Source organism: Methylobacterium sp. Leaf112, assembly GCF_001423295.1.
Taxonomy (GTDB): Bacteria; Pseudomonadota; Alphaproteobacteria; order Rhizobiales; family Beijerinckiaceae; genus Methylobacterium.
The window spans coordinates 194085-211805 of record NZ_LMNG01000029.1 but is presented as its reverse complement, the minus strand read 5'-3'; the positions used below and the strand labels follow the sequence as shown (position 1 = coordinate 211805).

Sequence of the window (17721 nt, the reverse complement as noted above, 5' to 3'; positions counted from 1 at the left end):
TTCGATCACTGATCTCATCGCCAAGATCGAAAACCATTCCTCATTTCATACCCAGAACGACACGTTGCCGGCTGAAATGGAAAACAATCGATCCGTTCATCTGCCGTTATCCTAACACAAACTTCGCCGGACTTTTGCTCGAAGGCGCGGATTGTTTTGACTATCCGGACTTTCGAATGATCTCGAACCCCCGAACGATTGCGTACAGTACTATCCAGGGTGTCATTCCGGCGACAAGACGCCCTTTGACTGTGGCGCGGGGCGATCAACGACAGATTTCGCCAATCGACATCACCACGATTGATGATCGACCGAGTGATGGCGAGAGCGAGGCCGCCGCTTCGCAGCGTTTCCGACGAGGGGATCGGGCCCGGCAAGGGGGACGCCAGCGCCCCGGCGCATCCTGAGCCAAGGCATCCTGCGCCAAGGCGTTCGACAGCATGCCATTTGACGGCATGGCGCCGCGATGGTTGTCAAGGCGGGCCGCGCCGAGGGAGCCGGCGGGTCCCGCGAGGCATAGAATGGTCACCGCCCTGCTCGCCCCGATCCTCGCCGCCCTGGCGGGGGCGGGCCTCGTGATCCAGCAAGCCCTGAACGCGCAGCTGCGCGGGGGCCTGAACTCCGCCGCCTGGGCGGGCTTCATCAGCTACGCCGTCGGGCTCGCCTGCATGGGCGCGCTGGCCCTGGCGCTGCGCGATCCCCTGCCCGCCTGGGCCACGGCCTCGCGCGTGCCGTGGTGGGCCTGGAGCGGCGGGGCCTTCGGCGCGGTGTTCATCGGCCTCGGCATCGTCCTCGTGCCGGTGCTCGGGACCGGAACGTTCATGGCGCTCCTCGTCGCCGGGCAGATGCTCGCCTCCGTGGCCGTCGACCATTTCGGCTGGCTGGGCCTGGCCCAGCGCCCCATCGACGGCCCGCGCCTCGTCGGCGTCGCCCTGCTCATCGGCGGGGTGATCCTGATCCGGCGCTGAGGCGCCCGAACCCCGAACATCCCGGAGCCCGCCATGGCCACGCTGATCCTGCAAACCGCCGGAGCGGCGGCCGGAACGGCGCTGGGCGGTCCCATCGGGGGGATCGTCGGTTCGGCGCTGGGCGCGGCGGCGGGGTCGGGCCTCGACGGGGCGCTGTTCGGCGGTTCGGGGCCGCGGGTCGTCGAGGGGCCGCGCCTCACGGAGGTGGCGGGGCTGACCTCGACGGAGGGCGATCCGATCCCGAGGCTCTACGGCCGCGCCCGCCTCGGCGGCACCCTGATCTGGGCGACGCGCCCCCTGGAGGTCGCCAACACCCGCGTCGAGCGGGCGGGCGCGAGCGCCAAGGGCGGCGGCGGCGCCAGGACCGTGCGCACGGCCTACGCCTACTCCGTCGACCTCGCCATCGGCCTGTGCGAGGGCACCGTCGCCCAGGTGCGCCGAATCTGGGCCGACGGGCGCGAACTCGACCTAACCAGCCTGACGTACCGCCTCCACCGGGGCGAGGCCGACCAGGCGCCGGACCCGCTCATCGTCGCGAAGGAAGGCGCAGCCCCGGCCTATCGGGGGCTCGCCTACCTCGTGTTCGAGCACCTCGACCTCGCCGAATTCGGCAACCGGGTGCCGCAATTCGCCTTCGAGGTGGTGCGGCCCGTCGAGGGGCTCGCCGACCGGGTGCGGGCCGTGTGCCTGATTCCCGGCTCGACGGAGTTCGGCCTCGACCCCACCCCCGTCACCGAGGAGGCCGGCTACGGCACGAGCCGGCCCGCCAACCGCTTCCAGCTCCAGGGCGTCACCGACGTGGTCGCGTCCCTCGACGCCCTCCAAGCCCTGTGCCCGAACCTCGCCAAGGTGTCCGTGGTCGCGAGCTGGTTCGGCGACGACCTGCGGGCCGGGCATTGCACGGTGGCGCCGAAGGTCGACAATTCCACCAAGGCGACCACGGGCGACACCTGGCGCGTCGCCGGCCTGACCCGGGCGGGCGCCGGCCGCGTTTCGACGACGCCCGACGGCCACCCGGCCTATGGCGGCACCCCGTCCGATGCCGGCCTCGGCCGCCTCGTGGCGGACCTCCACGGGCGGGGTCTGGGCGTCGTGCTCTACCCGTTCCTGATGATGGACGTGGCGCAGGACAACACCCTGCCCGATCCGCGCGATCCGTCCGCGCCGGGTCAGCCGCCCTATCCCTGGCGCGGCCGCATCACCTGCGATCCCGCCCCCGGTCTCCCGGGCAGCCCGGACGGCACGGCGGCGGCGGCGGCCCAGGTCGCGGCGTTCTTCGCGCAGTACCGCAGCCTCGTCCTGCACTATGCGGATCTCGCCGCCGGCTGGGGGGTGCCGCTGTCCGGCTTCGTCGTCGGCAGCGAATGCGTCGGCCTGACCCGCGTGCGGGGCGCGAACGACACCTATCCGGCCGTGGCGGGCTTCCTCGCCCTGGCCCGCGCGGTGCGCGACCGCCTCGGGGCCGGCGTTCCCCTCGTCTACGCCGCCGACTGGACCGAGTACGGCGCCCATGTGCGCGACGGCGGCGACACCGTGCGTTTCCCCCTCGATGCCCTGTTCGCCGATCCGGCGATCCACGCGGTCGGAATCGATTACTATCCGCCCATCACCGACTGGCGCGACGGGCCGGACCACGCCGACCTCGCGGAGGCCGATTCGATCCACGACCGGGATTACCTCGCGGCGCGCCTCGGGGCGGGCGAGGCCTTCGACTGGTTCTATGCGGATGCGGACGCCCGCGCCGCCCAGATCCGCACGCCGATCACCGACGGCGCGCACGGCAAGCCGTGGGTGTTCCGCGCCAAGGACTTCGTCGGCTGGTGGTCGAACCCGCATTGGGAGCGCGACGGCGGCGTCGAGACCCGGACGACCGCCTGGGTGCCGGGGGCCAAGCCGATCTGGCTCACCGAGATCGGCGTGCCCGCCGTGGACAAGGGCACCAACGGCCCCAACGTGTTCCCCGACCCGAAATCCGCCGAGAACGCGTCGCCGCCCTTCTCCCACGGCACCCGGGACGACCTCATCCAGGCGCGCGGCCTCACCGCCATCCTGGACCGGTTCGACGCGGACGCATCCGGCTTCGACCCCGACCACAACCCGGTCTCGGCCGTCTATGGCGGCCCGATGGTGCCGCCGGATTCCGTCTTCGTCTGGTGCTGGGACGCACGGCCCTACCCGGCGTTCCCGGATTTCGACACCGTCTGGGCCGATGCCGGCAACTGGTCCGTGGGCCATTGGATCACCGGGCGCATCGAGGGCCTCGAACTCGACCGGCTGATCTCCGCGATACTCGACGATTGCGGCGTCGACGTGCCGGCCCGGATCGCGTGCGCGGCGCAGCTCGACGGCTACGTCGTCGACCGGCCGCTCTCGGCCCGCGCCGCCCTGGAGCCCCTGGCCCGGCTGTACGGCCTCGACGTGTCGGCCGTCGCCGGCGTTTTGCGCATCCGCGCCCCACGCCGCGAAGCCCCCCTGACGATGCCGGCCGGCGACCTCGTGGCCGCCTCGGACCAGGCGCCCCTTTCCCTGGTGCGGGCCGAGGAATCCGAGCTGCCCCGGTCCCTGGAGGTCACGGTGACCGATTCCGAGGGGGGCGCCTATCGCCGGATCACCGCCGCCGCCTCGCGCCCCACGGGTGCCCGGCGGCGCGAGGTCCGGTTCGAGGCCGCCGTGGTGACGCGCCGGGCCGAGGCCGAGGCCCTGGCGGAGGCCATGCTCGACGCCGACCTCGCCGCCCGCGACACCGCTGGGTTCACGGTGAGCCCGCGCCGGATCGATTGGGAACCCGGCGACCTCCTCGCCCTGCCCGGCGAGGCGGCGCCGCACCGCATCGTCCGCATCGCCGACGGCCCGGCCGGGCGCCGGATCGAGACCCGCGCCGTGCCCCGCCACGGACGGGCCGCGTGGGGTGGCAGGCGCCCGGAGGCGGCCCCGCGCCGGGCGCCGCCGGCGCTTGCCGGACCGCCCTTCGCGGCGATCCTCGACCTGCCCCTCGATGAGGGCACCCCGACGACGCTGCAGGTCCTCGCCGTGCGGGCCGAGCCGTGGCCCGGCGAGATCGCCGTGTGGCGGGCCGAGGCGGACGGGCCCCTGGCCCTGCACGGCCTCGTGGATTACCCGGCCTGCCTCGGCGAGACCCTGACGGCGCTGGCGCCCGGCCCGCTCTGGCGCTTCGACCGGGCGATCCGCCTCGACGTTCGCCTCGGGGCGGCGGGGGGCCTCGCCTCCGTCCCGGAGGCCGCCGTTCTGGCCGGGGCCAACCGGTTCGCCCTGGTCGGCCCGGACGGCGTCGTCGAGATCGTCGCGGCGGCGGGCGTGACCCTCACGGGGCCGGGCACCTACCGCCTCACCGGCCTCCTGCGGGGCCTGGGCGGCAGCGAGGCCGAAGCTGCCCGCACCCTCGCGCCCGGCAGTCTGCTCGTCCGACTCGACGAGGCCCTGGTACCCCTCGTCACCCGCCTCGACGCCGTCGGACGGCCGTTCCGCTACCGCATCGGCCCGGCCGTCCGGGACCCGGCCGACCCGCTCTTCGTCGCCCGCACCGCCACCGCCGGGCTCACCGCCCACCGGCCCCTCGCGCCCGTCCACCTGCGGGCGCGGCGCATCCCGGAGGGTCTTCACCTGACCTGGACCCGCCGGACCCGGCGCGACGGCGATGCCTGGGAGCCGGCCGACGTGCCGCCCGATCCCATGGTTCAGGGCTACCGGATCGATATTCACGCTGCCGACAAGACCGTCCTGCGCAGCCTCGCGGCCACGGACCCGTCGGTCCTCTACGCCGACGAGGCGGCCGATTTCGGCACGCCCCAGACGAGCCTCGACGTCGGCGTGGTTCCACTCGGCACCCTCACGGGGCCGGGGCCGGCCCTGCGCGCACGGGTGCCGATCCGCACGGCGTGACGCCCCTTACTCCGACACCCGACAGGAGGCCGCCCATGGCGCAGACCACCCCGCACCTCGCCCTGCCGCTGCTGGCGGCGGGACAGGCCGGCAAGCACGTCACCCACAACGAGGCGCTGCTCGCCCTTGATGCCCTCGTGCACCTCGCCTGCCGCGACAGGGATCTGTCGGCGCCACCCACCGACCCGGCGGAGGGCGACCGCTACCTCGTGACGGCGCCGCAACCGAGCGGGGCCTGGGCCGGCCTGTCCGGCCAGATCGCGGCGTTCGGAGACGGGGTCTGGACCGGCCTCGTCCCCCGCACCGGCTGGCTCGCCTACGTGGCCGACGAGGACGCGTTCTACCGCTTCGACGGGACGGGCTGGCGCCGCCTCCTCGACGGCCTGCGGGCTTTGAGCGGCCTCGCCGCCCTCGGCCTCGGCACGGAAGCGGACGCCGCGAACCCGTTCGCCGCCAAGCTGGATCGGGCCCTGTGGACCGCCCGCGATCCCGCCGAGGGCGGCAGCGGCAGCCTCGCGCTGGTGCTCAACAAGGCGACGGAGGCCAACGCCGTGGCCCTGCTGTTCCAGGCGGCCTATGCGGGCCGGGCCGAGTTCGGGTTGCTGGGCGAGGATGCGGTCAGCCTGAAGGTCTCGCCCGACGGGGCCGCGTGGCACGGGGCATGGCGGGCCGATCCGGCGACGGGCCATCTCGGCCTCGGGACCCTGGCCCTGCCGGGCGCCCCGGCGGCCCGCGCGCCCCTGCACGTGGCGCGGGAGGGAGCCGGTCCGGGCCTGTGCCTCGAAGCCTACGGCGCCGCCCCGGTGGCCCCCCTCATCGAGACCCGCACCGGCCGGGGCAGCCGGGAGGCCCCCCTGCCGGTCCGCGCGGGGGATTGCCTCCTCGGCCTCGCCGGCGGCGGCGTCTTCGCGGGCGGCGTCGCGGAGAACCGTCTCACGGTCCGGGGCGTCGCCGAGGAGGATTTCTCCGCCGGCGCCCAGGGAACCGGGATCGTGTTCGAGGCCACGGATCTCGGCGGCACCGTTCCGCGTGCCGTGGTGAAGGTGCGGGCGAACGGCGCCCTCGAACTCGTGGCCCGGGCGGGAATCCCCGGTGCCGGCACGGCACCGGGCCAGATCGTGTTCGACAGCACCCTCGGCGCCTTCCGGGGCTGCACCGGCGCCGCCTGGTCGCGGCTCACCGGCCTCGCCCGCTTCCGCGTCACGACGAGCTTCGACAACTACATCGGGGCCGGCGCCTGGACGCGCATCGGTTTCAACACCGGCGACCTCAACGATCAGGGGCTCTTCCAGGCCGCCACCGGCGCCTTCGTCGCGCCCGAGGCGGGCGTCTACGCCCTCTCGGCCGGTCTCGCATTCCGGCGCAACGGCACCAATGCACCCGCCTCCCTGCAGGGCCGCTTCCACCGAAACGGCACGGCCGTCGCCGGTACCCGCCGGGGCGCCGCTGCGCCCGTCGACGGCGTCTCGACGGTTGGCCTCGGCGTCACCCTGGCGCTCGCGGCCGGGGATACGATCACGGTCCACGCCCTGTTCACGGGCGCGGACGGCTACGTTGCCGCCTCCGACAGCGACTTCTCCGGTTTCGGCCTCGCGTGAGCGCTCAGTACGGGTACCCGTAATACGGCGCCGACCGCCGAAGTTCATCGCCGTAGACGGGGCGCCCGTAACCGCGCGGCGCCGCTGCGGCACCCGGTCCGTAATAGCGGGGCGGCCGGTAGTTGCCGTTGTTCACGCCGGCCGAACGGTCGTTGCCGCTCTCCGTGGCGAAGGGCGTCAGCCCGCTGCCGCTGCTGCTGTTCTGGGCCGAGGCCCCGCCCGCCCCCGCCAGGAGAAGACCGGCGGCGAGGCCGCCGGCGGCACAGCGGGCGACGATCCGTGCTCGTGTCATGATCGCATTCCTCGCATCCGGCCACCGCGCGGGCCTGTCCTCATCTCCCGAACGAACCGCCGGACGCGCGCTTCCGTTCCGCGCGTCCCGCTCCCTTCCTACCCCAGATCCCTTCCTAACCCAGATCCCTTCCGACGCAGGAGTGTTCCATGGATCTCAGCCCCATCGGCAAGGCCGTGCTCGTCGCCCGCGAGGGTCGGCGGCTGCATGCCTACCGCGATTCCGTCGGCATCTGGACCATCGGCATCGGCCACACCAGCGCGGCCGGTCCGCCCCTCGTCACCCCCGGCCTCGCGTTGACCCCGGCGGAATGCGACGCGGTGTTCGACCGCGACGTCGTCCGCTTCGTGGCGGCCGTGCGGGCGGCGGTGCCCGCCCCCCTGCCGCAGCACGCCTTCGACGCCCTCGTCTCCCTGTGCTTCAACATCGGCCCGGCGGCGCTCGGCCGCTCCACCCTGGTGCGGCGCCTGAACGCCGGCGACGCGGAGGGCGCGGCCCAGGCGATGATGCTGTGGGACCGGCCCGCCGCGCTCATCCCGCGCCGGGGCGCCGAGCAGGACCAGTTCCGCACACCCTACGCCGTCGCCCTGCCCCGCGCCCGGCGGAACGACGCGGCGCCCATCGCGGTGCCGGACGGGACCGCACCCGCCCGGCCGGTCGCGCGCCGCACGGTGCCGCGCAGTCCGGGCGCGCCGCCAGCCGTGCCCCTGCCGCCCGAAGCTGCGCCGACTTGGCTCGCCCGAATCCGCGCCGCCCTCGGCGGCCGGTCCGGCGCCTGACGCACGCACCCCTCACGCCCCCCCGGAGACCCGAGCCATGCTCCACCCGATCCCGCGGCCGTCCCGCGCCACCCTCGGTCTCGCCCTGATGCCGGCCCTGACCGTGATGCCGATTCTGCCCTGCGCCGCCGCCGGCCTCGACGCCGCGAGCGTGATCGCCCCCTGGGGCGACGCCGCCGCGGCGGTTGCCCAGGCGGTCACCGGCCTCCTGCTGCCCCTTGCGGTCACCGCCGCGACGGCCGCCCTGGCGCGCCTCGCCGGCCCCTTGCGCGCCCTCGTCACCGCCACCCTGGTGGAGCGCCTGGTCCGCAACGTCGGCGACTACGCCGTCAACGCCGTGGCGGGCGCCGTGCGGGGACGGACGCTGAGCGTGCCCCTCGGCTCGGCCGTCATCGCTCGGGCGGTGCAGCGCGGCCTCGATGAGGCGCCGGCCTGGCTCGTGCGCGCGGCCGGCGGGCGCGAGGGCTTGGCCGAGAAGGTGTTCCGCAGCCTGCCGCTCGCGGAGGACGCCACCATCGCCAACACCCTGCGGCCGGCCGTGGAGGCCGCGCGGACGGGACGCCCGGCGCCCTGACACAGCCGGGAAACGCGGGGGCAGGCTCCGCCGAGGAGATCCGCGATGGAGAAGATCGCCCTCGAGGCCGCCCGCCTGCTGTTCTCCCACGACGGCGCGGGGTGGATCGTCGCCGTGCTGCTGGGGCTGGCCTGCCTCCACCTCCACCGCGAGACCGTGCGCGCCCAGGAAGCCCGCATCGGCGACACGGGCGCCACCGCCACCGCCCTGGAGCGGGCCTCGCACACCAACGCGGCCGTGGCCGCCGCCCTGGAGAGCCGGACCCGGGTGCTCGAGGACCTCACGCGCCTGGTGAGCGAGATGGCCCGGGGCGCCGAGCGCGGCGAGGAGCGCGCCCGAGAAAAGCTCGACGACATCTCGCGCCGCCTCGACGAGGTCGTGCGCCGCCTCGGCGAGGGACGCCCGTCGCTCCGCCCCTGAACGCGCCCGTACGCCCGAACGCCCGTACGCCCGAACGAAGGTCAGCCCATGTCCCGCTTCCCCCTCACCGTCGATCCCGCCCGAAGCCGGGCGGCAGGGGCGCGCCTCGGCGCGGCCCGGCGCCGTTTCGATCTCTCCGCCATCGCCCTGCGCAAGGCCGCCCTCGATCACGTCGACGGCGAGATGCTCGTCAGCGTCGCCCTGCGGGCGAGCCTGGCGCGCCTCGCCACGCCGCCCGGCCCGGCATCCTGAGGCGTCGCCCCCCGCCGCCGGGGGCGTCGCCCCCGGCCGGGTGGAACCGAACCGCACCGGTTGCGCTTGCACCGGCATTCACGGCGCATTCAGTGCCCCCTCCCTATCCCGTGGTTCATGCGCATCTTTCTCGCCCTGCTGCTGATCGGCCTCGCCGTCGCGGGTTTCGCGACGGGCTCGATCGGCACGCAGGCCGAGGAGACCACGGGGGCCGCCATCGTGGCGCCGGTTCAGGTGACGCCGCGCCCCGACACCTGCCTCAACGCGGCCGACCTGCGCGAGGCCGTGGCCGACAAGCGCGTGATCGAGCCCGTGGCCGCCATCCGGGCCGCCCGCAAGGTGATCCCGCGGGCCGAGATCCAGCGCGCCCGCCTGTGCCGGCACGAGGAAACCCTGGTCTACCTGCTCACGGCCTTGCGCCGGGACGGGCAGTTCGTCCACGTCATGGTCGATGCCACCACGGGCGAGATCAGCGGCCCCTGAACCAGCGAATTAGAGGAGTGCGGGACCGTGCGTCTGCTCGTCGTCGAGGATGACCGGGACATCAACCGGCAGGTGGTCAACGCCCTGGAGGAGGCCGGCTACGTCGCCGACAAGGCGTTCGACGGCGAGGAGGGCGGCTACCTCGGCGAGAGCGAACCCTACGACGCCATCATCCTCGACATGGGCCTGCCCAAGGCCGACGGGGTCAGCGTTCTCCAGAAATGGCGGCGGGCCGGCATCAAGACGCCCGTCATCATCCTGACCGCCCGCGACCGCTGGTCGGACAAGGTCGACGGCTTCGACGCCGGCGCCGACGACTACGTGACGAAGCCGTTCCACATGGAGGAGCTGCTGGCCCGGGTGCGCGCCCTCCTCCGGCGCGCCGCCGGCCATGCCACGAGCCAGATCGCCTGCGGCCCCGTGGTCCTCGACACCCGCTCGGGGCGGGTGTTCGTCGACGGCAACCCCGTCAAGCTCACGAGCCACGAGTACCGGCTGCTGTCCTACCTCATGCACCACACCGGCCGGGTGGTCTCGCGCGCCGAACTCACCGAGCACCTCTACGACCAGGATTTCGACCGCGATTCCAACACCATCGAGGTGTTCGTCGGAAGGCTGAGGAAGAAGCTCGCCGTGGACCTGATCCAGACCGTGCGGGGCCTGGGGTATCTCGTGGACCCGACGCAGCCGCCGCCGCGGGTGTGAGAAGCGACGGCTTGCGCTCGGCTCATATGAGCCTCATATCTGTCTCAGATGAGACAGGAGCATAGCATGGCCAGTGGAGCAGCCGTCGCCGACGTTCTCGGCGTCGAACGACCGCGTTCCGGCGAGACCACGGAAGCGGCCGTCATCGCCCAGGTCGTCGCGGGCTTGCCGATTGCGTCGGTTGATCGATTGGCGGCCGCCGTCGCGCCCGACGACCGCGCCTTCGCATTCAACCTCGTCGCGCGCGCTACCCTCAACCGGCGCCGTGCCGAAACGAGAGGCAAGCTGACCGCCCAGGAAGGCGCGAAGGTGGTACGCCTCGCGAGAGTGTGGGCGATGGCGCGCGATGTCTGGAAGACGGACGCCGCCGCCCGCGACTTCCTGCACCGGGCTCATGCCCTTCTCGAGAACCGCCCGCCCCTCGATATTGTCCTCGAATCCGAGTTCGGTGGACCGCGGGTGGAGGCTGTTCTCGGCCAGCTCAAGTATGGCTCCGCGGCGTGAAAGGGCAGACCCTCGTCCAGGCGCGGAAAGCCTATCGGATCGGAGATCCCGATGGGGATTACAGGATCTTCGACGCGACGGGCTCGCGCCTCTTCCCGGGCCGCTGGAATACGCCCGCGAGCCCGATGATCTACGCGGCGGCCGATTACGCGACCTCCATGCTCGAAAAGCTCGTGCACGGCAGTGGCCAGCTCCCGCCGAACCAGCACTACGTCGAGATCCTGCTGTCGGCCGGCCTCTCGTACGAAATGCTGGCGCAACCTGCGGTGCCGGGTTGGGATCATCCGGATTGCATCGCGTCCAAGGCCTTCGGCGAGGCCTGGCACAGGTCACGCCGGTCGCTGCTGCTGTTCGTCCCGAGCGTGGTCGCACGGGTCAGCCACAACATTCTCATCAACCCGGAGCATCCTGATTTTTCCAAGATCACCGTGGGGGACCATCAACCGTGCTGGTGGGATAACCGTCTGTTTGCCGCGGCGTCCGCGTCCAGTCCGGTGCTGTAACCGCGACGGATCGTGTTTGCATCGTCCGGGAACACAGTGAGCCGTCCCCCACCGAGACCGTCGTAGAACGCCTTGTCGGCAACGAGACCCGTCGGAGGAGAGGCCGCGATCCCCTCCCGAATCGGCCGGATTCGCTCCCATAAGCTCTGCGTCTGGTCCGCGCGCCGCGATTCGTTGCCGACGGCGAGCTTGATCGCCTCATCGGAAGAAATGCCCCTGCGCGCCGCCAGGGTCTGGACGAGCCGCTCCGTCTCGGGATCTTGGATATCGAGGCTCATCGTCGAATCTCCGTTCGGATGATGTACAGACGGGACGCGTCACCTTTCAACCGTCGCGCGCGGCCCCGGACCACGACGACGAGACCCGCATGAGCCGCGCCGCCGCATGATCTCCTCCCCCGCATGAGCCCGTTTCCCGCCTGGCTTCCCCTGCGCCGGCGCTCCATCGCCGTGCGGCTCGCCACATCCGCCCTGCTGGCGAGTTCGGCGATCCTGCTCATCGCCGCCGGCATCCTCACGACCCTGTACCGCGAGAACACCGAACGGGCCTTCGACAGCCGGCTGCTGGTCTACGCCAACAACCTCGCCACGGATCTCGTCTCGCCCAACGATCCCGAGAGCCGCTCCTTCACCCTGAGCGATCCGCGCTTCGACCTGCCCCTGTCGGGCTGGTACTGGCAGATCGGGCGCCCCGATGCGAAGCCCCGGGACCTGCGCACCTCGCGCTCCCTCGTCGGCGTGCCGCTCAAGGCCGCCAGCTCGGCCGACACCACCGCCGGTGTCGGCCAAATCCGACAGGGCTACGGTCGGGCGCAGGACGAACGCCCCCTGCGGATCATCGAGCGCGACGTCGATCTCGGCGAGGAGGGCCGCTACACCGTGCGCGTCGCCGGCCCGGCCGACGAGATCGCCAACGATGTCGGGCGCTTCCGCTTCTCCCTGATGGTGACCTTCGGGCTGCTGGGCCTGTCCCTGGCCCTGACCACCCTGCTGCAGATCCGCTTCGGCCTCGCCCCGCTGGCCAAGCTCCGCAACGCGCTCGGCGCCATCCGCCGGGGCGAGTCCGACCGGATCACCGGCGAGTACCCGCGCGACATCGCGCCGCTCGCCGGCGAGGTGAACCTGCTCATCGAGACCAACCGCGAGATCCTGGAACGTGCCCGCACCCAGGTCGGCAACCTCGCCCACGCCCTGAAGACGCCGCTCTCGATCATCGTCAACGAGGTCGGCGCGGCCGACGCCCCCGGCGACCTCTCGGCCAAGATCCGCGAGCAGGCCGCCGTGATGCGCGATCAGGTGAACTACCACCTCGACCGGGCGCGGGCCGCGGCCCTCGCCGGCACCCTCGGCACCTCCACGGAGGTCGAGCCGGCGCTCGCCGGGCTGGTGCGCACCTTCGGCAAGATCTACCGCGACAAGGACATCGCCTACGCGGTCCACGTGCCGCCCGGCCTGCGCTTTCGCGGCGAGCGCCAGGATTTCGAGGAGATGATCGGCAACCTCGTCGACAACGCCTCGAAATGGGCCGCCGGCCGGGTCTCGATCCGGGCCGAAGCGGTGGCGCAGGACGATTATCCCCACCTGATGGTGTCCATCGAGGATGACGGGCCGGGCCTCGCCCCCGAGGACCGCGACGCCGTCCTCGGGCGCGGCCGGCGCCTCGACGAGACCAAGCCGGGCTCGGGCCTCGGGCTCTCCATCGTGGCCGATCTCGCCACCCTCTATCGCGGCCGGCTCCGCCTGGAGGCGGCGAGCCTCGGGGGCCTGCGCGCGGTGATCGAGGTGCCGGGCGACGCGCCGGCCGGGGCCGCGCCGCACGCCTGACGGGAATTCCTTGGGGTCACACGGTTTGCCGTCGTGCTCCATACGGTTAAGGTCGATCCAGCGCCGGCCTTCGCGTGACACCGTGTCGCCCGAAGCCTGCATCGTAGGGACCACAGCGTGGCCTTACATGCGGTCGCACAGTGTTTCGAGGCGTGATGACGGCACTCTGGTTCATTCTGGCGCTCATGACCGGCGCGGCGGTGCTCGCCCTGCTCTGGCCGATGTCGCGTCGGGCCAATCCGTCGACGGCCCCGGATGCCGGCGCCATGGCGATGGAGACGGGGTTCTACGAGGACCAGCTGCGCGAGATCGAGCGCGATCTGACGCGCGGCCTCATCGCCGGGCCCGAGGCCGAAGCGGCGCGCACGGAAGCCGGCCGCCGGCTCCTGCGGGCCAACCGCGTGGGCGTTCCCCTTGTCCCCGGCATCGCCGAGCCGGCCCTGCGCCAGCGCCGCGCCGCCTCTGCCTTCGCCCTGTCGACGATCCCGCTGGTCGCCCTCATCGCCTACGGACTCTACGGCTCGCCGCACATGCCGGCGCAGAGCGCGGCCGAGCGGCAGGCGGCGGAGAACGGCGGACAGGATCTCCTCAACGCCATCGGCCAGATCGAGGCGCGGCTCGCCAGCAATCCTACGGACGGGCGGGGCTGGGCCGTGCTCGCCCCCGTCTACATGCGGATGGGCCGGTTCGACGATGCGGCCCACGCCTACGAGGCCGCCGCCCGCACCCTCGGCGAGACCTCGCAGCGCCTGTCCGATTGGGGCGAGGCCCTGATCGCCGGCAACAACGGCGTGATCTCGCCCCAGGCCAAGACGATCTTCGAGCGCGCCGTCGCCCTCGACGGAACGGCGGCCAAGCCCCGGTTCTACCTCGCCCGCGCGGCCGAACTCGACGGCGATATCCCGTTGGCCATCAAGCGCCTGGAGGGCCTCGCCGAGAATGCGCCCGCGGACGCACCGTGGCTCCCCGTGGTGCGGGACAACCTCGCTCGGCTGAAGGGCGAAGCCTCCCCGACGGGCGGGGTCTCGCCGAAGGGTGATGCGCCGGTGGCCCGGCCCGGCGCCGGGGCCGCGCCCGATCCGGGCGCCGCCGCATCGCTCCAGGCGATGCCGCCGGAGGGCCGGAACGCCGCCATCCGCAGCATGGTCGCGGGCCTCGACCAGCGCCTCGCCGAGAAGGGCGGCACGGCGGACGAGTGGCTGCGCCTCGTGCGCTCCCTCGGCGTGCTCGGAGACCGCGACAAGGCCGGGGCCGCCCTCGCCCGGGCTCGGACGGCCCTGGCTTCCGACCCCGCGGCGCTCCGCGGCCTCGAGGCCCTGGCGGGTGAATTCGGGTTGACGCGCGACGGAGCGGGCCAGCCGGAGGCCGAAAGATCCGGCGCGGCCGGTGGTACCAGGGACGCCCCCAAGACCGACACCACGCAGGCCGATGCGGCCAGGGCCGGCACCGAGGCGGCGGTGGCCGCCGTGAAGGCGATGCCGGCGGCCGAGCGGGACGCGGCCATTCGCGGCATGGTCGCGGGCCTCGACCGGCGCCTGGCGGCCAAGGGCGGCACCATCGACGATTGGCTGCGCCTGGTGCGCTCCTATGCCGTCCTCGGCGAGCGAACCCAGGCGCGTCAGGCCCTCGACCGGGCCCGCATGGCCCTGAGCCCCGAGCCCCAGGCGAAGGAGCGCCTCGACGAGCTCTCCCACGAACTCGACCTCGCCGCGGCCGGACGCCCCTGACAATCGGTCCCGGCCACCGACCTTGACCCGGGCGCCGACGCGGCCGACACCGTCCTTTACGCCCATTCCAAACACGGGTTCCGGCCGCCGGGGGCGAAACGCCCGCTCCACCGGCGCCCGCGACACCACAACCGAGACGGGACGACCCGCGTGACCCGCAAGAGCCGCCGCCTCATCCTCATCAGTGCCTGCGGCGCCGTGCTGGCCCTGGCGGTCGGACTGATCCTGTCGGCCATGAGCGGCTCGATCGTGTTCTTCCGCTCGCCGACGGAGGTCGCGGCGCAGGGCGTCGCACCCGGCACCCGGTTCCGCCTCGGCGGCCTCGTCAAGGACGGCTCGCTCCAGCGCGGGCCGGACCAGACCGTGGAATTCGCCGTGACCGACACCAACGCCACCGTGCAGGTAGCGTATCGCGGCCTGCTGCCCGACCTGTTCCGCGAGGGCCAGGGCATCGTGGCGGAGGGCCGCCTCGAGCCCGGCGGCCTGTTTCGCGCCGACACGGTGCTGGCCAAGCACGACGAATCCTACATGCCCCGCGAGGTCGCCGACGCCCTGAAGGCGCAGGGGCGCTGGCAGGAGGGCAAGGGCATGGTCGAGAAGCCCGCCGGCACCGAGCCCGCCGACGCCAGCACGGCCATCACCGACAAGACACTCGGTCAGCGCAGCGAGCGATGATGCGCAAGCTCCCCCGGAAGGACGCCCCCACGTGCTGATCGAAGTCGGCCACTTCGCCCTCGCCCTGGCGCTCGCCCTCTCCCTCGTCCAGGCGGTGATGCCGGTCTGGGCCGCCCGCTCGGGCGACCAGGCCCTGCGCGCCGTGGCGACGCCTGCGGCGCTCGGCACCTTCGCCTGCGTGCTGTTCGCGTTCGGGGCTCTCACCTACGCCCACGCCACCTCGGACTTCTCGGTCCAGAACGTGGTCGAGAACTCGCACACGGCCAAACCCTTCCTCTACAAGCTGTCGGGCGTGTGGGGGAACCACGAGGGCTCGATGCTGCTCTGGATCCTCATCCTGGCCCTGTTCGGGGCCTTGGTTGCGATCGCGCGCGAATCGGTTCCGCCGACGCTCAGGGCCAACACCCTCGCGGTGCAGGGTCTGATCACCTTCGTGTTCGTGCTGTTCATCATCACGACCTCGAACCCGTTCGCCCGCGTCAGCCCGGCCCCGCCCGAGGGCAACGACCTCAACCCGCTGCTGCAGGATTTCGGCCTCGCGATCCACCCGCCGCTCCTCTACGTCGGCTATGTCGGGTTCTCGATCACCTTCGCGTTCGCCATCGCGGCCCTCATCGACGGGCGCATCGACGCCGTCTGGGCGCGGGCCGTGCGGCCGTGGACCCTCACCGCCTGGAGCTTCCTCACCCTCGGCATCGCCATGGGCTCGTACTGGGCCTATTACGAGCTCGGCTGGGGCGGCTGGTGGTTCTGGGATCCGGTGGAGAACGCCTCCCTGATGCCGTGGCTCGCCGGCACGGCGCTCCTGCATTCCACCGTGGTGATGGAGAAGCGCGACGCCCTCAAGGTCTGGACGGTGCTCCTCGCCATCCTCACCTTCTCCCTGTCGCTGCTCGGCACCTTCATCGTGCGGTCGGGCGTGCTGACCTCGGTGCATTCCTTCGCCACCGACCCAACACGCGGCATCTTCATCCTCGCCATCCTGATCCTGTTCATCGGCGGCTCGCTGACCCTGTTCGCGTGGCGGGCGCCGATGCTGCGCCAGGGCGGCCTGTTCGCGCCGATCTCCCGCGAGGGGGCGCTCGTCATGAACAACCTGTTCCTCGCCGCCGCCTGCGCCACGGTGTTCGTCGGGACCCTCTATCCGCTGCTGCTGGAGATGCTGACGGCGGAGAAGATCTCCGTCGGTCCACCCTTCTTCAACTACACCTTCATTCCGCTGGCGATCCCGCTCCTGCTCATCGTGCCCTTCGGCCAGACCCTGGCGTGGAAGCGCGGCGACGTGCATGCCGCGTCCCAGCGCCTGTTCGCGGCGCTGGCCGTCGCCCTCGTGGTGGGCCTGGCCGTGCTCGCCTACACCTGGGGCGGCCCGATGATGGCCCCCGTGGGGATCGGCCTCGGCGCATACCTCGTCATCGGCTCCGTGCTGGAGATCGTCTCCCGCGCCCGCGGCTACGGCGCGAGCCGCACCCGCAAGGCCTCCGTGGTCTGGCGCCGGGCCATCGGCCTGCCGCGCTCGGCCTGGGGCACTGCGCTCGCCCATGCGGGCGTCGGCGTGGTGGTGCTGGGCATCGCGGCGCAAGGGTGGGCGACGGAGGGGTTGAAGACCCTGAAGCCCGGCGAATCCCTTGCCTCGGGCCCCTACGTGGCGACCCTCGACCGGGTCGGCCCGCGCATGGGCGAGAACTACTCCGAGACCACGGCCTTCCTCACCATCCGCAGCACCGCCGGCGACATGATCGGCACCGTGGAGACGGGCAAGCGGTTCTACCCGAGCCGCAAGATGACGGTGACGGAATCCGGTCTCCTCACCCTCGGGGTCAGTCAGGTCTACGCCAGCCTCGGCGAGGTCCTGCCCGAAGGCGGCATCGGCCTGCGCCTCTACTACAAGCCCTTGGTGCTGCTGATCTGGCTCGGCGCCGTGGTGATGGCGCTCGGCGGCGCCGTGTCCCTCACCGACCGGCGCATGCGCGTCGGCGCCCCGGCCCGGGCCAAGACGAAGCCCGTGCACGCCGGCAGCATGGCGGCGGCGGAATGACCGCCGCCCCGCGCCTCGCCCTCGCGCTGCTCCTCGCCCTCGGCTCCGCGGGAGGCGCGCTCGCGGTGCAGCCCGACGAGGTTCTGAAGGATGCGGGCCTGGAAGCGCGGGCGCGGGACATCTCCGCGGGCCTGCGCTGCCTCGTTTGCCAGAACCAGTCCATCGACGATTCCGATGCGCCGCTGGCCCGCGACCTGCGCGTCATCGTGCGCGAGCGGCTCCAGGCGGGCGACACCGACCCCCAGGTCGAATCCTACGTGGTCGGGCGCTACGGCGAATACGTGCTCCTGCGCCCGGTCTTCGCCCTCCACACCCTGCTCCTGTGGCTGACGCCGCTCGCCGCCATCGGCCTCGGGATCTTCGGCCTGTGGCGCCTGTCGCGCCGCCGCACCGAGCCGACGCCGCAGGGCCTGAGCGCCGCCGAGGAAGCCGAGATCGCGGCCCTGACCCGCCGGGACTGACGGGCCGGGGGCGGAACGC

General features: G+C 72.7%; 18 protein-coding genes. 16 read left to right on the top strand and 2 right to left on the bottom strand.

All coding sequences use genetic code 11. The annotated features are described in order from the left end of the window. Positions 1–521 precede the first annotated feature (521 nt). Genes ASF52_RS13450 through ASF52_RS13440 form a run of 3 tightly spaced genes read left to right on the top strand, consistent with a single transcriptional unit; the run spans position 522 to position 6466 of the window. Positions 522–968, top strand: a complete 447-nt coding sequence (locus tag ASF52_RS13450; protein WP_056172827.1) for a DMT family transporter — start codon at positions 522–524, stop codon at positions 966–968. A 33-nt stretch (positions 969–1001) separates the two neighbouring features. After that, positions 1002–4868, top strand: coding sequence for a baseplate multidomain protein megatron (locus ASF52_RS13445; RefSeq protein ID WP_056172823.1), 3867 nt, complete (start codon positions 1002–1004; stop codon positions 4866–4868). A 35-nt stretch (positions 4869–4903) separates the two neighbouring features. Further along, on the top strand, positions 4904–6466 hold the full coding sequence (locus ASF52_RS13440; protein ID WP_056172820.1) for a DUF2793 domain-containing protein: 1563 nt from the start codon (positions 4904–4906) through the stop codon (positions 6464–6466). Between the two features lie 4 nt (positions 6467–6470). On the opposite strand, the gene ASF52_RS13435 is transcribed toward ASF52_RS13440, so the two are convergent. Next, positions 6471–6758: a hypothetical protein gene (locus tag ASF52_RS13435; protein ID WP_056172817.1), complete on the bottom strand. Its 288-nt coding sequence runs from the start codon at positions 6756–6758 to the stop codon at positions 6471–6473. Between the two features lie 149 nt (positions 6759–6907). Here ASF52_RS13435 and ASF52_RS13430 point away from each other — a divergent pair, with 149 nt between their 5' ends. The 8 genes from ASF52_RS13430 (at position 6908) to ASF52_RS13395 (ending at position 10978) form a co-directional block, all read left to right on the top strand. Continuing rightward, positions 6908–7537, top strand: coding sequence for a lysozyme (locus tag ASF52_RS13430; protein ID WP_056172814.1), 630 nt, complete (start codon positions 6908–6910; stop codon positions 7535–7537). A 37-nt stretch (positions 7538–7574) separates the two neighbouring features. After that, a complete protein-coding gene (locus ASF52_RS13425) occupies positions 7575–8111 on the top strand; it encodes a hypothetical protein (RefSeq protein ID WP_056172811.1) in 537 nt (178 codons plus the stop codon). Between the two features lie 45 nt (positions 8112–8156). After that, entirely contained in the window at positions 8157–8531 is a 375-nt protein-coding gene (locus tag ASF52_RS13420; protein ID WP_056172808.1) for a hypothetical protein, read from the top strand. A gap of 48 nt (positions 8532–8579) precedes the next feature. Continuing rightward, a complete protein-coding gene (locus tag ASF52_RS13415) occupies positions 8580–8783 on the top strand; it encodes a hypothetical protein (RefSeq protein WP_056172805.1) in 204 nt (67 codons plus the stop codon). Positions 8784–8900: 117 nt separating this feature from the next. Further along, complete coding sequence (locus ASF52_RS13410) at positions 8901–9266, top strand: PepSY domain-containing protein (protein WP_056172803.1); 366 nt, start codon at positions 8901–8903, stop codon at positions 9264–9266. A gap of 27 nt (positions 9267–9293) precedes the next feature. Further along, positions 9294–9971, top strand: coding sequence for a response regulator transcription factor (locus tag ASF52_RS13405; protein WP_056172801.1), 678 nt, complete (start codon positions 9294–9296; stop codon positions 9969–9971). Positions 9972–10037: 66 nt separating this feature from the next. Continuing rightward, on the top strand, positions 10038–10475 hold the full coding sequence (locus tag ASF52_RS13400; protein WP_056172799.1) for an antitoxin Xre/MbcA/ParS toxin-binding domain-containing protein: 438 nt from the start codon (positions 10038–10040) through the stop codon (positions 10473–10475). Further along, positions 10472–10978, top strand: a complete 507-nt coding sequence (locus tag ASF52_RS13395; RefSeq protein ID WP_056172796.1) for an RES family NAD+ phosphorylase — start codon at positions 10472–10474, stop codon at positions 10976–10978. Before ASF52_RS13400 ends, ASF52_RS13395 begins: the two co-directional genes overlap by 4 nt. Here the strand turns inward: ASF52_RS13395 and ASF52_RS22090 are convergent. Continuing rightward, positions 10915–11256: a type II toxin-antitoxin system VapB family antitoxin gene (locus tag ASF52_RS22090; protein WP_082479097.1), complete on the bottom strand. Its 342-nt coding sequence runs from the start codon at positions 11254–11256 to the stop codon at positions 10915–10917. The genes ASF52_RS13395 and ASF52_RS22090 overlap by 64 nt on opposite strands. 123 nt (positions 11257–11379) lie before the next feature. Here ASF52_RS22090 and ASF52_RS13390 point away from each other — a divergent pair, with 123 nt between their 5' ends. The 5 genes from ASF52_RS13390 (at position 11380) to ASF52_RS13370 (ending at position 17702) form a co-directional block, all read left to right on the top strand. Further along, the gene (locus ASF52_RS13390) at positions 11380–12801 is read left to right on the top strand and encodes a sensor histidine kinase (protein ID WP_056172794.1); all 1422 of its coding nucleotides are present in this window, start codon (positions 11380–11382) and stop codon (positions 12799–12801) included. A gap of 155 nt (positions 12802–12956) precedes the next feature. After that, positions 12957–14528 carry a c-type cytochrome biogenesis protein CcmI gene (gene ccmI, locus ASF52_RS13385; RefSeq protein WP_056172792.1) on the top strand — a complete coding sequence of 524 codons (1572 nt, stop codon included), beginning with the start codon at positions 12957–12959 and terminating at the stop codon, positions 14526–14528. A gap of 150 nt (positions 14529–14678) precedes the next feature. Continuing rightward, positions 14679–15203 (top strand): cytochrome c maturation protein CcmE, encoded by a 525-nt coding sequence (gene ccmE / locus ASF52_RS13380; protein WP_056172787.1) that lies wholly within the window; start codon positions 14679–14681, stop codon positions 15201–15203. A gap of 31 nt (positions 15204–15234) precedes the next feature. Next, positions 15235–17241: a heme lyase CcmF/NrfE family subunit gene (locus ASF52_RS13375; RefSeq protein ID WP_056172784.1), complete on the top strand. Its 2007-nt coding sequence runs from the start codon at positions 15235–15237 to the stop codon at positions 17239–17241. Next, positions 17238–17702, top strand: coding sequence for a cytochrome c-type biogenesis protein (locus tag ASF52_RS13370; protein ID WP_056172780.1), 465 nt, complete (start codon positions 17238–17240; stop codon positions 17700–17702). The genes ASF52_RS13375 and ASF52_RS13370 overlap by 4 nt, the downstream gene beginning before the upstream one ends. Positions 17703–17721: the final 19 nt, after the last annotated feature.

Bases quoted from the DNA above. Each gene is read 5' to 3' on its own strand.
- ASF52_RS13450 (WP_056172827.1), top strand. From the start codon at position 522: ATGGTCACCGCCCTGCTCGCCCCGATCCTCGCCGCCCTGGCGGGGGCG.
- ASF52_RS13445 (WP_056172823.1), top strand. From the start codon at position 1,002: ATGGCCACGCTGATCCTGCAAACCGCCGGAGCGGCGGCCGGAACGGCG.
- ASF52_RS13440 (WP_056172820.1), top strand. From the start codon at position 4,904: ATGGCGCAGACCACCCCGCACCTCGCCCTGCCGCTGCTGGCGGCGGGA.
- ASF52_RS13435 (WP_056172817.1), bottom strand. From the start codon at position 6,758: ATGACACGAGCACGGATCGTCGCCCGCTGTGCCGCCGGCGGCCTCGCC.
- ASF52_RS13430 (WP_056172814.1), top strand. From the start codon at position 6,908: ATGGATCTCAGCCCCATCGGCAAGGCCGTGCTCGTCGCCCGCGAGGGT.
- ASF52_RS13425 (WP_056172811.1), top strand. From the start codon at position 7,575: ATGCTCCACCCGATCCCGCGGCCGTCCCGCGCCACCCTCGGTCTCGCC.
- ASF52_RS13420 (WP_056172808.1), top strand. From the start codon at position 8,157: ATGGAGAAGATCGCCCTCGAGGCCGCCCGCCTGCTGTTCTCCCACGAC.
- ASF52_RS13415 (WP_056172805.1), top strand. From the start codon at position 8,580: ATGTCCCGCTTCCCCCTCACCGTCGATCCCGCCCGAAGCCGGGCGGCA.
- ASF52_RS13410 (WP_056172803.1), top strand. From the start codon at position 8,901: ATGCGCATCTTTCTCGCCCTGCTGCTGATCGGCCTCGCCGTCGCGGGT.
- ASF52_RS13400 (WP_056172799.1), top strand. From the start codon at position 10,038: ATGGCCAGTGGAGCAGCCGTCGCCGACGTTCTCGGCGTCGAACGACCG.
- ASF52_RS22090 (WP_082479097.1), bottom strand. From the start codon at position 11,256: ATGAGCCTCGATATCCAAGATCCCGAGACGGAGCGGCTCGTCCAGACC.
- ASF52_RS13390 (WP_056172794.1), top strand. From the start codon at position 11,380: ATGAGCCCGTTTCCCGCCTGGCTTCCCCTGCGCCGGCGCTCCATCGCC.
- ccmI (WP_056172792.1), top strand. From the start codon at position 12,957: ATGACGGCACTCTGGTTCATTCTGGCGCTCATGACCGGCGCGGCGGTG.
- ASF52_RS13370 (WP_056172780.1), top strand. From the start codon at position 17,238: ATGACCGCCGCCCCGCGCCTCGCCCTCGCGCTGCTCCTCGCCCTCGGC.